16 protein-coding genes are annotated in these 14,222 nt (G+C 57.8%); 15 read left to right on the top strand and 1 reads right to left on the bottom strand.

Annotated elements, in window-relative coordinates; translation table 11 throughout:
• Positions 1-249: 249 nt before the first annotated feature.
• The 15 genes from secY (at position 250) to glmM (ending at position 13,388) form a co-directional block, all read left to right on the top strand.
• Positions 250-1,557 (top strand): preprotein translocase subunit SecY, encoded by a 1,308-nt coding sequence (gene secY, locus HMPREF2884_RS01875; RefSeq protein WP_005505014.1) that lies wholly within the window; start codon positions 250-252, stop codon positions 1,555-1,557.
• Positions 1,554-2,117 carry an adenylate kinase gene (locus HMPREF2884_RS01870; protein WP_049327567.1) on the top strand — a complete coding sequence of 188 codons (564 nt, stop codon included), beginning with the start codon at positions 1,554-1,556 and terminating at the stop codon, positions 2,115-2,117. Before secY ends, HMPREF2884_RS01870 begins: the two co-directional genes overlap by 4 nt.
• 120 nt (positions 2,118-2,237) lie before the next feature.
• Positions 2,238-3,077 (top strand): type I methionyl aminopeptidase, encoded by an 840-nt coding sequence (gene map / locus HMPREF2884_RS01865; RefSeq protein ID WP_070615123.1) that lies wholly within the window; start codon positions 2,238-2,240, stop codon positions 3,075-3,077.
• A 119-nt stretch (positions 3,078-3,196) separates the two neighbouring features.
• Positions 3,197-4,411: a dual-specificity RNA methyltransferase RlmN gene (rlmN, locus tag HMPREF2884_RS01860; protein ID WP_070615121.1), complete on the top strand. Its 1,215-nt coding sequence runs from the start codon at positions 3,197-3,199 to the stop codon at positions 4,409-4,411.
• Positions 4,412-4,697: 286 nt separating this feature from the next.
• Positions 4,698-4,919 carry a translation initiation factor IF-1 gene (gene infA, locus HMPREF2884_RS01855; protein WP_005505018.1) on the top strand — a complete coding sequence of 74 codons (222 nt, stop codon included), beginning with the start codon at positions 4,698-4,700 and terminating at the stop codon, positions 4,917-4,919.
• A gap of 124 nt (positions 4,920-5,043) precedes the next feature.
• Positions 5,044-5,157: a 50S ribosomal protein L36 gene (gene rpmJ, locus HMPREF2884_RS01850; RefSeq protein ID WP_004005257.1), complete on the top strand. Its 114-nt coding sequence runs from the start codon at positions 5,044-5,046 to the stop codon at positions 5,155-5,157.
• A gap of 179 nt (positions 5,158-5,336) precedes the next feature.
• The gene (gene rpsM, locus HMPREF2884_RS01845; protein WP_005505026.1) at positions 5,337-5,705 is read left to right on the top strand and encodes a 30S ribosomal protein S13; all 369 of its coding nucleotides are present in this window, start codon (positions 5,337-5,339) and stop codon (positions 5,703-5,705) included.
• A gap of 68 nt (positions 5,706-5,773) precedes the next feature.
• Positions 5,774-6,181 carry a 30S ribosomal protein S11 gene (rpsK, locus tag HMPREF2884_RS01840; RefSeq protein ID WP_005505028.1) on the top strand — a complete coding sequence of 136 codons (408 nt, stop codon included), beginning with the start codon at positions 5,774-5,776 and terminating at the stop codon, positions 6,179-6,181.
• 139 nt (positions 6,182-6,320) lie between these two features.
• A complete protein-coding gene (locus HMPREF2884_RS01835) occupies positions 6,321-7,313 on the top strand; it encodes a DNA-directed RNA polymerase subunit alpha (protein WP_070615118.1) in 993 nt (330 codons plus the stop codon).
• 105 nt (positions 7,314-7,418) lie between these two features.
• Positions 7,419-8,072: a 50S ribosomal protein L17 gene (gene rplQ, locus HMPREF2884_RS01830; RefSeq protein ID WP_005505032.1), complete on the top strand. Its 654-nt coding sequence runs from the start codon at positions 7,419-7,421 to the stop codon at positions 8,070-8,072.
• 175 nt (positions 8,073-8,247) lie between these two features.
• Entirely contained in the window at positions 8,248-9,213 is a 966-nt protein-coding gene (gene truA, locus HMPREF2884_RS01825; RefSeq protein ID WP_070615115.1) for a tRNA pseudouridine(38-40) synthase TruA, read from the top strand.
• Positions 9,214-9,577: 364 nt separating this feature from the next.
• Positions 9,578-10,021 carry a 50S ribosomal protein L13 gene (rplM, locus tag HMPREF2884_RS01820; protein WP_005505035.1) on the top strand — a complete coding sequence of 148 codons (444 nt, stop codon included), beginning with the start codon at positions 9,578-9,580 and terminating at the stop codon, positions 10,019-10,021.
• 31 nt (positions 10,022-10,052) lie between these two features.
• The gene (rpsI, locus tag HMPREF2884_RS01815; RefSeq protein ID WP_070541455.1) at positions 10,053-10,544 is read left to right on the top strand and encodes a 30S ribosomal protein S9; all 492 of its coding nucleotides are present in this window, start codon (positions 10,053-10,055) and stop codon (positions 10,542-10,544) included.
• A 177-nt stretch (positions 10,545-10,721) separates the two neighbouring features.
• Positions 10,722-11,789, top strand: coding sequence for a polyphosphate kinase 2 (ppk2, locus tag HMPREF2884_RS01810; RefSeq protein WP_070615112.1), 1,068 nt, complete (start codon positions 10,722-10,724; stop codon positions 11,787-11,789).
• A 240-nt stretch (positions 11,790-12,029) separates the two neighbouring features.
• Positions 12,030-13,388, top strand: a complete 1,359-nt coding sequence (glmM, locus tag HMPREF2884_RS01805) for a phosphoglucosamine mutase (protein ID WP_070615109.1) — start codon at positions 12,030-12,032, stop codon at positions 13,386-13,388.
• 172 nt (positions 13,389-13,560) lie between these two features.
• On the opposite strand, the gene mscL is transcribed toward glmM, so the two are convergent.
• Entirely contained in the window at positions 13,561-13,944 is a 384-nt protein-coding gene (gene mscL, locus HMPREF2884_RS01800) for a large conductance mechanosensitive channel protein MscL (RefSeq protein ID WP_049349266.1), read from the bottom strand.
• Between the last annotated feature and the right edge of the window lie 278 nt (positions 13,945-14,222).

The raw sequence follows: 14,222 nt of genomic DNA, 5'->3' as shown, positions 1-14,222 counted from the left end.
TGTACGGCGGGGGCTTTTTGCTGCTCGAAAAGACTCACAACAGGGGTATATTCCTGTATTCGTATATTTGAACGCTTGGTGCACGCCACATTTAGTGTTCAAAAATCACGCTAAGAGAATATAAAAGCTACATAATCTGCTAGGGAGTTATCGTTACCCGCTCCAAACACGATAGACTGGAAGATGTGTTTACTGCGCCCTAAAACTCCTTGAGAGGGATGGGCGCCCCATAGACTTACAGGAGGACATGTGCTGAGCGCATTCGGGCGAGTCGTTAAGACCGCCGATTTGCGGCGTAAGCTGCTGTTTACCCTGGCAATGATTGTGCTGTACCGCGTGGGCACTTTCATCCCCGCGCCAGGCGTTTCCTACGGAAATGTACAGCAGTGTCTGAACGCCAATGTTACGAGCGGTGGCGTCTACGATATCGTCAACCTCTTCAGTGGTGGCGCACTGCTGCAGCTTTCGATCTTTGCCCTCGGCGTGATGCCGTACATTACCGCGTCCATTATCATCCAGCTGCTGCGCGTGGTCATCCCGCGATTCCAGGAGCTGCACGATGAAGGCGCGCAGGGTCAGGCAAAGCTCACCCAGTACACCCGCTACCTGACCATCGCTCTTGCTCTGCTGAACGCAACCACCATCGTCTCGATGGCGCGCTCCGGCGTTCTGCTGGGTAACTGCCCTGGCATCATTCCCCAGGACGACGTACTGCACATCCTGCTGATTATCGTCACCCTGTGTGCGGGTACTACCGTCATCATGTGGATGGGTGAGCAGATTACCGAGCGTGGCGTCGGCAACGGCATGTCCCTGCTGATCTTCACCTCCATTGCTTCCTCCTTCCCGAGTGCTCTGGGCTCCATCCAGCGCACCCACGGTTGGGGTATCTTCGCAGCTGTCTGCGGCATCGGCCTGCTGGTCATGCTCGCTGTGGTCTACGTGGAGCAGTCTGTTCGCCGTATCCCCGTGCAGTACGCAAAGCGCATGATTGGTCGACGCACCATTGGTGGCACCAGTACCTACATTCCGTTGAAGGTCAACATGGCAGGCGTGATCCCCCTGATTTTCGCCTCCTCCCTGCTGACCCTGCCCGGTCTGATCGCCCAGTTCAACACCCCCACCGACGGCTCCACTCCGCCGGACTGGGTTAACTGGATCAACGCATACCTGGTGCGCGGCGATCACCCGCTGTACATTGCTCTCTACTTCTTTATGATTATTGGCTTCGCGTATTTCTACGTGGCGGTCACCTTCGACCCGGTAGAAGTAGCGGACAATATGAAGAAGTACGGTGGCTTCATCCCCGGTATCCGTGCCGGTAAGCCCACCGAGCGTTACCTCAGCTACGTACTCAACCGAATTACGTTGCCTGGCGCACTTTACCTGGGTGTAATTTCCATGATTCCCCTGGTAGCGCTTATCCTATTCAACGCAAACCAGAATTTCCCGTTCGGTGGCGCCTCGCTGCTGATCGTGGTGGGTGTTGGTCTTGATACTCTCAAGCAGATCAACGCTCAGCTCCAACAACGAAACTACGAAGGACTGCTCCGATGAACCGTCTGCTCATCGTCGGCCCTCCCGGTGCAGGTAAGGGCACCCAGGCCGTCAAGATCGCTGAAGCGCTGAAGATTCCCGCGATTTCCACCGGTGATATCTTCCGTAAGAACATCAAGGAAGAGACCGAGCTGGGCAAGGAAGCGAAGTCGTACATCGACTCCGGCAACCTGGTTCCAGACTCCGTCACCAACAACATGGTGCGCGCACGCCTGGAGGAGGGCGACGTCGTCAACGGCTTCCTGCTCGACGGCTACCCCCGTAACACCTCCCAGGTGCACGAGCTGGATTCCATCCTCGAAGCCAAGGGCGAGAAGATTGACCGCGTTCTCCTGCTGGTTGCAGACAACGACGAACTCGTCGAGCGTCTGCTCAACCGCGCAGCAGAGCAGGGTCGCACCGATGACAACGAAGAGGTCATCCGTCACCGCCTGAAGGTCTACGAGGAAGAGACTGCACCGCTGATCGCAATCTACCGCGAACGCGGCATCGTCAAGGAAGTTAACGGCCTCGGCGAGATTGCTGAAGTCACCGAGCGCATCCTCGACGCTCTGAAGTAATCTTCTGCTGTACCCCCGCAATTTGAGGTGCATGATGCATCACAAAGACTTGCGGGGGTACAGTGCTGTCTGTAGAGTTCTAAGCTTGGGCGTACCGCCCCACATACCTAAGGAGTCAGAATGGCACGAGTCGAAATCAAAACCAATGCACAGCTTCAGCAGATGGCTCGTGCAGGCGTCATTACCAGCCGTGCACTCGATGCTGCAGTGGCGGCAGCGCGCCCCGGCGTAACCACCGCAGAGGTGAACGCCGCCTTTGAACGCACCATGCTGGAGTTGGGTGGCACCTCCAATTTCTACGGCTACTACGACTACCCTGCGACCGTATGCACCTCCGTCAACCACGAGGTTGTTCACGGCATCCCCGGCGACTACGTGCTCAAGGAGGGCGATATTCTCTCCATCGACGGTGGCGCATACGTCATCGACCCCGCTACCAACCGCCAGTGGCACGGTGACTCGGCACGTACTGTGCTGGTTGGTGACAACGTAAGCGAAGCCCGCGCAGAGCTCTCCGCCGTCACCCGCGAAGCGATGTGGCACGGCATTGCCGCTCTGGCAACCGCAAAGAAGGTCGGCGAAATTGGTCTTGCCATCGAAGCGTACGTGACCGAAGAATACGGCGACAAGTACGGCATCATTGAAGACTACGTGGGCCACGGTATCGGTTCTCAGATGCACATGGCGCCGGACGTACTGAATTACGCAGTACGTGACATGGGCCCGAAGATCAAGCCCGGCATGGCTTTCGCTATCGAACCGATGCTCGTCACCGGTTCCATCGAGACCAAGGTGCTCTCTGATGACTGGACCGTTGTGACCGTTGACGGCTCCGATGCATGCCAGTGGGAGCACTCCGTTGCTGTGCACAGCGACGGCATCTGGGTTCTGACCGCAGAAGACGGCGGCGCCAGCGAACTTGCTCGCTTTGGCGTAACCCCGGTTCCGATTCCCGCCTAAGCCCACCCCTAGGGGGAACCCACCTTAACTGCCCCCACCTCCACTCGAAGAAACCGGCGAATCCGGTCCGGTGCGTGATAGCGCATCCGAAAGCATCCACATCACAAGGAAGAAGCTCCATGAGCGAAACTCTCAATAGCGGCGAGGCAACCGCGCCCGCTGCGACCAAGGTGCCGGTTGAAATCTCGAACGTTCGCCCCGCACCCGGCCAGATTGCCCTGAAAGCGCCGCGCCGCGCGAAGCCGCCCAAGCACATCGCTGACTTCGACCTGGCTGGTCGCCGCGAATTTCTGAAGGAACTGGGCTACCAGTCGTTCCGTGCGTCGCAGCTGTCAAAGCACTATTTTGAGCGTCTGGTCACTGATCCCGCCGAGATGACTGACCTGCCGGCTAAGGACCGCGAGCAGATGGTTGCACAGGCGATGCCTCAGCTGCTGACCCCGGTCCGTACCCTCGAAGCTGACGGTGGTGATACCCTGAAGGTTGTGCACCGCCTCTTTGACGGTGCGCTCATTGAGTCCGTCATCATGCGCTATGACAACCGCGTGACCATGTGCATTTCTTCGCAGGCTGGCTGCGGTATGAACTGCCCCTTCTGTGCAACCGGTCAGCAGGGTTTGACCCGTAATCTCTCTACTGCAGAAATTGTGGAGCAGGTCGTAGCTGGTGCCCGCTACCTGAAGCAGATGAAGGGCCTGGAAGAAGCAGAAGGTGGCTCTGAGGATACTCGTCCGCTGCGTGTTTCCAACATTGTCTTCATGGGTATGGGCGAGGCGCTCGCTAACTACAAGGCAACCATGGGTGCTGTGCACCGTCTGATTGACCCTTCGCCCGAGGGCCTCGGTATTTCTGCTCGTGGTCTGACCATGTCGACCGTGGGTCTGGTGCCCGGCATTCGTAAGTTTGAGCTGGAGAAGCTGCCCATTACTTTGGCGCTGTCTCTACACGCTCCGGATGATGAGCTGCGTGATGAGCTAATCCCGATTAACCAGCGTTGGAAGGTTGACGAGACCCTGGACGCTGCGTACGACTACTACCGTACGACCGGCCGCCGCGTCTCCATTGAGTACGCGCTGATTCGCGATATTAACGATCAGGGCTGGCGTGCGGATCTGCTCGGTAAGAAGCTGGCGCAGCGCGGCCGTGGTTGGGTGCACGTGAACCCGATTCCGCTGAACCCGACCCCGGGTTCGAAGTGGACGGCATCCCGTAAGGGCGTTGAACAGAACTTTGTGGAGCGTCTGCGTGCTCACGGTATTCCGACGACTATTCGTGATACTCGCGGTTCCGATATTGATGGAGCATGCGGTCAGCTTGCCGCTAAGGAAGACTAAGCGGCTGAGCTTTGGTCGATAAACGGTGCCCCTTTCCTGCGGAAGGAAGTCCTTAAGACTTCCTGGAGCGTGGGGGAGGGGCTTCTTCCTTTTAAACCTTAAGTGCCTGATGTCATAAAAATCACGGTTGTTTTTCCACGGTCTTTGCCGTAGAGTTAACAGTTGGTTGTTTGTGCCAGTGTTAAGTGCGCCTTAAAACGCCCTAGCACCTCACCACGGTGAGCTCACAAACAGAAGATACATTTGCCCGCCGCACCTGCGACGGGCACCGACGTTAGCGGAGGATATGGCTAAGAAAGACGGCGTCATCGAGATTGAAGGCTCTGTGGTTGAAGCTCTGCCCAACGCGATGTTCCGTGTTGAGCTGGATAACGGCCACAAGGTTCTCGCACACATCTCGGGCAAGATGCGTCAGCACTACATTCGCATCCTGCCTGAGGACCGAGTAGTAGTGGAACTGAGCCCCTACGACCTTTCCCGAGGTCGTATCGTCTACCGTTACAAGTAAACCCGAGATAAACGTCGCCCCTGGCGGCGTTTAAATCGTGTTCAAAGGGATAACGCAGTTCCCCAACGTAAGTGAGGGAACCTCTTATCTCGCCAGTAATCAAGTTGCAATCAAAAGGAATGCGATGAAGGTCAAGCCGAGCGTTAAGCCGATCTGCGATAAGTGCAAGGTGATCCGCCGTCACGGTGTGGTCATGGTGATCTGCGAAAACCCGCGCCACAAGCAGCGCCAGGGCTAATCCCTAGCAGCTGACTTCATAGCCGCCCTGTAAGAGGGCGGAATTGTCATAGGCACCGCTCCGAAGCAACGCCAACGAGGCGCCTTCGGATACCTCCGGACTCAGAGGCCGGGGACCGGGTCAGAACAACCCGGGCAGTGATGCTATAGACCTCTGGAAAACAACAAGGAGAAGCCAGTATGGCACGTCTCGCTGGAGTTGATATTCCCCGCGAAAAGCGCGTGGAAGTTGCTCTCACTTACATCTACGGCGTGGGCAAGACCCGTGCACACGAAACCCTCGCTGCTACCGGCGTCAACCCTGACACCCGCGTCAAGGACCTGACCGACCAGGAGCTCGTGGCACTTCGTGACTTCATCGAAGGCAACTACAAGGTTGAAGGTGATCTTCGCCGCGAGGTTGCAGCTGACATCCGCCGTAAGGTTGAAATCGGTTCCTACCAGGGCCTGCGCCACCGCCGCGGCCTGCCGGTTCACGGTCAGCGCACCAAGACTAACGCACGTACCCGCAAGGGCCCGAAGCGTACCGTCGCAGGTAAGAAGAAGTAAGCAACGTTGCTCTGTTGGATATCTCTATCCGACCAACGTATTAGAAAACCTTTGTAGGAGAATCAAAAATGCCTCCCAAGACTCGCGCTGCGGCAGCTCGTAAGACCAACCGCCGCAAGGTTAGCAAGAACATCGTTGCTGGTCAGGCTCACATCAAGTCGACCTTCAACAACACCATCGTCTCCATCACCGATCCCACCGGTGCAGTGATCTCCTGGTCCTCCGCTGGCGACATGGGCTTCAAGGGCTCCCGTAAGTCCACCCCCTACGCCGCACAGCTGGCTGCTGAGGCTGCTGCAAACCGCGCCAAGGAGCACGGCGTCCGCAAGGTTGACGTGTTCGTCAAGGGCCCCGGTTCCGGTCGCGAAACCGCAATCCGCTCCCTGCAGGCTGCAGGCCTCGAGGTCGGTTCGATCCAGGACGTTACCCCCGTTGCACACAACGGTTGCCGTCCCCCGAAGCGCCGCCGCGTCTAATTAGGTTCCTGACCTAAATCCCTCGACGGGTACGCTCCACGGAGTTGTGCCCGGAGAGTACAGACACCCGTCTGCTTCCTAAGATATGTTTTCCCCAACCTGTGGGCTCATATAGCGGAGCTCACCGAAAGGAAACAAAGTGCTTATTGCACAGCGCCCCACTCTGACTGAAGAGGTCGTAGCGCCCAACCGCTCGCGCTTCACCATCGAGCCTCTGGAGCCCGGTTTCGGCTACACCATGGGTAACTCCCTCCGCCGTACTCTGCTGTCCTCCATCCCCGGCGCCGCTGTTACCAGCGTCCGCATTGATGGTGTACTGCACGAGTTCAGCACCGTTCCCGGCGTGACCGAGGACGTCACTGAGATCATCTTGAACATCAAGAAGCTCTCCATCTCTTCTGAGAACGACGAGCCCGTCGTGGCCTACCTGCGCAAGCAGGGCGAAGGTGAACTGACCGCAGGCGACATCGAGGTTCCCGCTGGCGTGGAGATCCACAACCCGGAACTGCACCTGGCAACCCTGAACGCCTCGGCAAACTTCAACGCTGAGCTGGTTATCGAGCGCGGTCGCGGCTACGTGACTGCAGCTCAGAACAAGGTCGGCGATGGCGAGATTGGCCGTATCCCGGTTGACTCCATCTACTCCCCGGTTCTGAAGGTTACCTTCAGCGTGAACGCGACCCGTGTTGAGCAGCGCACCGACTTCGACAGCCTGACCCTGGACGTCGAAACCAAGGAAGCCATCGCACCGCGTGACGCCGTTGCTTCTGCAGGCAGCACCCTGGTCGAGCTCTTCGGCCTGGCACGTGAGCTGAACATTGCAGCTGAGGGTATCGAAGTTGGCCCGTCGCCCGCCGACGAGTCCATGGCCGCTGATCTGGCACTGCCGATCGAGGACCTGAACATGTCCGTCCGCTCTTACAACTGCCTCAAGCGCGAGGGCATCCACACCGTGGGTGAGCTCGTGACCCGCAGTGAAGCTGACCTGATGGACATCCGTAACTTCGGTGCTAAGTCCATTGACGAGGTCAGGGCAAAGCTCATCGAGCTCGGCCTGGCTCTGAAGGACTCCCCTCCCGGTTTCGAGCCTGCTGCACGCCCGCTTGATGACGAAGACGGTTCCGGCGAATAATTTCGACCGAATAGTTCACCCGGTTCCACCGGGATCAGTCAAACTTGATTCCCTAAGAGGCTCCGCTGCTGGGGCGTTAGGGAACGCAACTATGGAGATTTAACTATGCCTACTCCCACTAAGGGTCCCCGCCTCGGCGGTTCCCCGACCCACGAGCGCCACATGCTCAACAACCTGTCGGCGCAGCTGTTCCAGCACAAGCGCATCACCACCACCCTGACCAAGGCAAAGCGCCTGCGTCCGGTGGCAGAGCGCTTCATCACCTTCGGTAAGAAGGGCGACCTGGCTGCTCGCCGTCGCGTGCTGCGTTCCATCACCGACAAGTCCGTCGTGCACGAGCTCTTCACCGTTATTGCTCCGGCAATGGCAGAGCGCCCCGGTGGTTACACCCGCATCATCAAGATCGGTAACCGTAAGGGTGACAACGCTCCCATGGCAGTCATCGAGCTCGTCATGGAGCCCGTTGCAACCAAGGGTGCAGTTGCTGAGGCAACCAAGGTTGCTGAGAAGGCAGCTGAGGCTCCCAAGGCTGAAGCAGCTGAGGGCCTGCCGGCAGGTTCCCACGCACCCCTGGAGTCCGGCGAGGCTCCCGAGGGCTTCGAGGTTAAGGGTAACGCCGATTCCATGAAGTACCACGTGCCCGGTTCCCGCTGGTACTCCAGCACCAAGGCTGAAATCTGGTTCGACTCCGCTGAGTCGGCAGAGGCTGCAGGTTACGCCCCCGCAGGTGGCGCAGCAGCACAGAAGGTTTCCGAGTAATACGGATCCCAGCTGATTTAGGCTAAGCCTAAAATATGTCAATCCGCCGTCCACTGCTGTGGGCGGCGGATTGGTGTATCTGCATACTTAACAAGGAGACGGTTCTTTGCGTATTCGCTAATACAAGAGCCGATCCGTATTCTTCAACCGTCCTTTACCGCTGAAAGGCACACCAATGCATAACGCTACTGCTTTAGAGAACCGTGAAGAACAGCCCTTCACTGCTACGCACCGCGTGCGAATTGATTGTGCCTACGACGGTTCTCTTTTTAGCGGGTGGGCTGCCCAACCGAACCTGGTTACCGTGCAGGGGGTCATTGAGAATGCCCTTGAACTGATTTTGCGGGCGCCTCACCGCGTGGTGGTCGCGGGTCGAACTGATGCCGGTGTGCATGCGGAAGCCCAGACCCTGCATTGCGATCTGAACGATGAGGACTGGACTCGCCTGCAAGGTCGAACGGGGGAGGACGACCCGACGGCTGCCCTGGGCCGCCGCCTCACCGGTGCTCTTCAGCGCTGCCTCTACGATGCGGAAGAGCAGTTGAACTTGCCGAAGAACGTTCGCGGCATTCTGCAGGGCGCTATTCAGATTCACCGCGTCACTGGGGTTCCCTTCGATTTTGATGCGCGCTTCTCGGCTACCGGTCGCCGCTACGTATATCGCATTGCAGATGGCGCGGCGGACGGTCTTAATCCTCTGCACCGTACCTACACCTGGGCGGTACCTGAGCACCTGGATTGTGCTGATCTTAACCAGTCGGCGCAGCAGCTACTCGGCCTGCGTGATTTTCTCTCCTTCTGCAAGCCGCGTGAAGGCGCGACCACGATTCGTGAGCTGCGAGAGCTTAGCTTCACTCGTGCTGAAAGTGGCCTTATTGAGGTGCGTGTGGTGGCTGATGCCTTCTGTCATCACATGGTGCGTTCACTTGTGGGTGCGTTGGTGCTCTACGGCACGGGTAAACGTGACGCGGCCTGGTTGCGTGAGCGGATCGAGAACCCGGGACGCGAAGCTTCGCTGACTCTTGCGCCTCCGCATGCTCTGGCACTAGCTGAGATTTACTACCCTGCCCCGGAGTTGTATGGAGAGCAGGCGGAACGTGCTCGAGCAAAGCGCGAGGACCACGAAGCGCAGAGCGCTTAACGCCCTGTATATATTGAGCCCCGTCACGTTGCTCATGCGCCGTGAAGCGTCGCGGGGGAGCGCAACTACCCCGGGTGAATTACACGGATGGAATTTAAAATGTGTTTAAGACAAAAAAGCCCTATTTTTAAGGCTTTGGCGGTGGATTAAGCACTCGACGTCCTGTATAGTCTTGATATGTTGTGCGTGTTCTACCCGAGCGCGCTCTAAATCGCTGTCTAGTTGCAGGACGTTAAGGCGGTCTAGAGTACGGGCAGAACGGGCGGCAGCTCGGTCCTCACCCGGGTGTTCGTCATGCACGTAAGTAAAAGGCGCGATACCCAACTAAGCGCCGTATGTACATTTCGAGACAAAGGCCAATATTTTGCGCACTTATACTCCCAAGCCCGGCGAAGTCGAGCGCCAGTGGCACGTCATTGACGCCACCGACGTTGTTCTCGGCCGCCTCGCAAGCCAGACCGCTATCCTGCTGCGCGGTAAGCACAAGCCGACTTTTGCTCCCCACGTTGACACCGGTGACTTCGTTATCATCGTGAACGCTGAGAAGGTCGCCCTGACCGGTGCAAAGCTCGAGCAGAAGCGTGCATACCGCCACTCGGGTTACCCCGGCGGTCTGAAGTCCGTGAACTACGCAGAGCTGCTTGAGACCAACCCCGTTCGCGCGGTTGAGAAGGCTGTCAAGGGCATGCTGCCCAAGAACAAGCTTGCTGCACAGCAGCTCAAGAAGCTGAAGGTCTACGCTGGCCCCGAGCACCCGCACGCGGCACAGCAGCCCAAGACCTACGAATTCAACCAGGTCGCCCAGTAATTCGGGCCTACGAGAAACAATAGGAGAAATCGTGGCTCAGAACGAAGAGCTGATCGTAGTCGAGGAAGAGCTGACCAGCTACACCTCGGAGTCCGCTGCTCCCGCAGCGGCTAAGGCAGCACGCCCGGCCCTGACTGTTGCAGGCGCAGCAGTTGGTCGCCGCAAGGAAGCAGTGGCACGCGTTCGCGTTGTGCCCGGTTCCGGCAACTGGACCATCAACGGTCGTAGCCTGGAAGACTACTTCCCCAACAAGCTGCACCAGCAGGACGTCAACCAGCCTTTCAAGCTCCTGGAGCTTGAGGGCGCATACGACGTCATCGCACGCATCAACGGTGGTGGCCCCTCCGGTCAGGCAGGTGCTCTGCGCCTGGGTATCGCTCGTGCACTGAACGAGATCGACCGCGAAAACAACCGCCCCGCACTGAAGAAGGCTGGCTACCTGACCCGTGACGCACGCGTCATCGAGCGTAAGAAGGCTGGTCTTAAGAAGGCACGCAAGGCTTCGCAGTTCTCCAAGCGTTAATCGCTGGTTTTCACGAAGCGTTACGCCCCGTCTCTCCCTAGGAGAGCGGGGCGTTTGCGTATCTACTCACCCTGAGCGTTACAAGGTTATAGGGTGCATATAACTGTTACGTTTGTTCATCGAAGAGCACACCGGTAGAGTTAAAGAGTCAAAGCAGACAGGAAGAAAAGAGTACTCATGGCAGAGCAGAATCCCTCCACCCAGCCCGAAGAGAAGGCAGTGGAGGCTCCTCAGACTGAATCCCACCACCACGCCGCTGAAGGCGCACACGCACACACCGGTTCTGAGAAGAAACAAGCCATCAAGGAAGCCCTGAAGCCCCAGGCACGCCGCACCTCCGTTGTCGAGGACTACTCGGCAGAGCTGGACGAAATGGCTTCCCTTACCCGCGCCCTCGGCAAGGACAAGAAGGACGACGAAACCTCGCAGGCATGGAAGAAGGGTTACCCCTACGACACCAAGCTCAGCCGTAAGGCATACGAGAAGGAAAAGCGCGCCCTGCAGATTGAGCTACTGAAGCTGCAGCTCTGGGCGAAGTCCACCGGTCAGAAGATTCTGATTATCTTCGAAGGCCGCGACGCAGCAGGTAAGGGCGGCTCCATCAAGCGTTTCACCGAGCACCTGAACCCCCGTGGCGCTCGCGTTGTGGCACTGGAGAAGCCGACCGACATCGAGCAGACCCAGTGGTACTTCCAGCGCTACATCAAGCACCTGCCCTCCGGCGGCGAAATCGTCCTGATGGACCGCTCCTGGTACAACCGTGCCGGTGTTGAGCGCGTTATGGGCTACTGCACCCAGGCACAGTACTTCGAATTCATGCGCGAAGTTCCGGACCTGGAGCGCATGCTGGTGAACTCCGGTATTCATATCATCAAGTTCTGGTTCTCCGTCACCCGCGAAGAGCAGCTCGCACGCTTCCCCTCCCGCCGTACCGACCCGGTCCGTCAGTGGAAGCTTTCCCCCACCGACCTGGCATCCCTGGACAAGTGGGACGACTACACCGCGGCAAAGGAAGCAATGTTCTTCTACACCCACACCGGTGACGCCCCCTGGACCGTTATCAAGTCCAACGACAAGAAGCGCGCACGTCTGGAAGCAATGCGCTACGTGCTCTCCCAGTTCGACTACCCCTCCAAGGACGAGGCAGTCGTGGGCGAGCTCGACTCGCTGATCGTTCGCTCCGCATCACACGTCTTCGAGGACGAGTCCGGTGACTCCCCCGACGGCTTCCCCGTCGTCAAGTAAGCGACGCAAATAGGGCATGAGCCTCAGCCTGCTCTAGGGCAATAAACCGCCATATAGCGTGCACTGTGAAGGTGCCTGCCTCTCTTTTCCCTCTCTGGGAACTGAGAGCAGGCACCTTTGCGTGTCTATAGAAACATTAGCTATGAAGCAGATATGTAGCCGCTGAAAATCACTTTCTGATTCTGAAGAAAATACGGTGTATACGCCTGAGGAGAGTTATGCGCATCGTAAAATAAAAGGGTGACTGAACGACTTTTTGGAACCGACGGCGTACGCGGTCTGGCAAACGATGTAATTACTCCCGCCCTGGCTATGGAGCTCGCGCAGGCGGCTTCTATTGTTCTGGGCTTTGACACGGTAGAAGAGGGTGTACGCCCCCGTGCCGTGATTGCAAATGACTCCCGATCCTCTGCAGACTTTATTGTCTCTGCGATGAAGGCTGGCTTCGCTAGCGCAGGTGTTGACGTGCTGGACGCCGGCATTGTCCCCACCCCCGCAGCAGCTTACCTGGTGGCATACACCGGCGCTGACTTCGGCGTGATGATTTCTGCATCGCACAACCCGGCAGCGGACAACGGCATTAAGTTCCTGGCCCGAGGCGGCCAGAAGCTGGAAGACTCCGTTGAGGACGCCATTGAACGCGTTTACCGCGAGAAGTCCTTCCGCTACCCGACCGGTGGCGCTGTGGGTACCGTCAAGCCCCTGGAGAACGGTACCGAGGCTTACGTGAAGCACCTGGTCTCCACCCTGCCTGAAGGCAAGCCCCTCGCAGGCAAGAAGATTGTTCTGGACTGCGCAAACGGTGCGGCATACGCAGCATCTCCCGCAGCTTTCGAAGCGTTGGGTGCAGAGGTTGTCGCACTGGCTGTAGAGCCCAACGGCACCAACATCAACGACGGCGTGGGGTCCACCCACCCCGAGAAGCTGCAGGCAGCAGTCGTTGAGCACGGCGCGGACCTCGGCATCGCCCACGACGGCGACTCGGACCGTTGCCAGGCAGTTGACGAAAAGGGCAATCTGGTAGACGGTGACCAGATTATGGCTATCCTGGCTGTTGCCGCTAAGCGCGAAGGCAAGCTCGCAAAGGACACCCTCGTCGCAACCGTAATGAGCAGCCTGGGCCTGGAGCTGTACCTGCGCGAGCACGGCATTACCCTCGGCCGCACCGCTGTGGGCGACCGCTACGTCCTCGAGTCTATGCGCGAGCACGGCTACAACCTCGGTGGCGAGCAGTCCGGCCACGTTATCATGAGCGACTACGCAACCACCGGTGACGGCGTTCTGACCGGCATCCAGCTGGCTGCAGAGGTGGCACGTAGCGGTCAGACCCTCTCGGAGCTGGCATCCCGCATGCAGCCCACCCCGCAGCGCCTAATCAATGTCAAGGGCGTTGACCGTGCGGCGGTCAAGACCAACGAGGCGCTCGCTACCGCTGTGAGCGAGGCTGAAGGAGTACTGGGTGAGAGCGGCCGTGTGTTGCTGCGTGCATCCGGCACTGAGCCTCTGGTCCGCGTGATGGTTGAGGCTGCAACCCAGGAGCAGGCTGATGAGGTTGCTCAGCAGCTGGCTGACGTTGTGGCTAAGGAATTGGCACTCTAAACGTATTCTTCCGGTGTGAAGACCGCAGTGGAGGATAGAGAAGGGCTGGGAAGGTGTTACCTTCCCAGCCCTTCTTCGTTATCTTGGGTGGTCGTAGGGGATGTGGATACGGAAAACCCCCGTATCCACAGGGATACGGGGGTTCGAAAGTTAGTGTTAGAGAGCAGAGAAATTACTTCTTTGCCAGAGCGTCGCGGATCTCCTTCAGGAGGGCAATCTCGGTCTCTTCCTCTTCTTCAGCAGCCTCGTCTTCAGCCTTCTTCTTAGCCAGTGCGATTTCAGTCAGCTTCTGAGTGGGGACAACAACTGCGAAGTACACAGCAACTGCAATCAGGATGAAGTTGACAACAGCGGTCAGGAACACGCCAACCTTGATCTGGCCGAAGACCAGGAACTCATCGAAGTTGGGGGACTTAACCAGCATCGAGATAGCGGGCATCAGGACGGCCTGGACAAGCGAGGTCACCACAGCGGTGAAGGCGGTACCCATAATCAGACCAACTGCGAGGTCGATGACGTTACCGCGGATCAGAAAATCTTTAAAACCCTTAAGCATGAGATATAGAATAGCGCCTTTTAGGTGTTCAAAATGCCATATTCTGAGAAAATTTTCACTGTAAAGCATGTGTTTTTCTTCACAGTGGTTCTGTGGTACCCAATACTTAAGGTCTAGGTCATATAAAGGTGAGTAAAAATCTCTGAAACCTGCGAAAAATCGCGGATTTACGCGGCGTGTACGCGAAAAAATATGCATCTACTGTGCCTATTTATTCCCGGTACGAAACCTAGAAATACGACACACATCACCGCTTAGCGCACCTGGCAAAGCTGAAA

This window comes from Rothia sp. HMSC073B08 (genome assembly GCF_001812975.1).
In the GTDB taxonomy this organism is placed as follows: Bacteria; Actinomycetota; Actinomycetes; order Actinomycetales; family Micrococcaceae; genus Rothia; species Rothia mucilaginosa.
Note: the sequence above shows the minus strand (reverse complement) of the source record. Positions and strands in the feature narration are given on the sequence as shown.

Excerpts from the sequence above, each read along its gene's own strand:
- ppk2 (WP_070615112.1), top strand. The coding sequence starts at position 10,722 with ATGGCAGAGCAGAATCCCTCCACCCAGCCCGAAGAGAAGGCAGTGGAG.
- rlmN (WP_070615121.1), top strand. The coding sequence starts at position 3,197 with ATGAGCGAAACTCTCAATAGCGGCGAGGCAACCGCGCCCGCTGCGACC.
- rpmJ (WP_004005257.1), top strand. The coding sequence starts at position 5,044 with ATGAAGGTCAAGCCGAGCGTTAAGCCGATCTGCGATAAGTGCAAGGTG.
- rpsK (WP_005505028.1), top strand. The coding sequence starts at position 5,774 with ATGCCTCCCAAGACTCGCGCTGCGGCAGCTCGTAAGACCAACCGCCGC.
- map (WP_070615123.1), top strand. The coding sequence starts at position 2,238 with ATGGCACGAGTCGAAATCAAAACCAATGCACAGCTTCAGCAGATGGCT.
- HMPREF2884_RS01870 (WP_049327567.1), top strand. The coding sequence starts at position 1,554 with ATGAACCGTCTGCTCATCGTCGGCCCTCCCGGTGCAGGTAAGGGCACC.
- rplQ (WP_005505032.1), top strand. The coding sequence starts at position 7,419 with ATGCCTACTCCCACTAAGGGTCCCCGCCTCGGCGGTTCCCCGACCCAC.
- rpsM (WP_005505026.1), top strand. The coding sequence starts at position 5,337 with ATGGCACGTCTCGCTGGAGTTGATATTCCCCGCGAAAAGCGCGTGGAA.
- mscL (WP_049349266.1), bottom strand. The coding sequence starts at position 13,944 with ATGCTTAAGGGTTTTAAAGATTTTCTGATCCGCGGTAACGTCATCGAC.
- infA (WP_005505018.1), top strand. The coding sequence starts at position 4,698 with ATGGCTAAGAAAGACGGCGTCATCGAGATTGAAGGCTCTGTGGTTGAA.
- truA (WP_070615115.1), top strand. The coding sequence starts at position 8,248 with ATGCATAACGCTACTGCTTTAGAGAACCGTGAAGAACAGCCCTTCACT.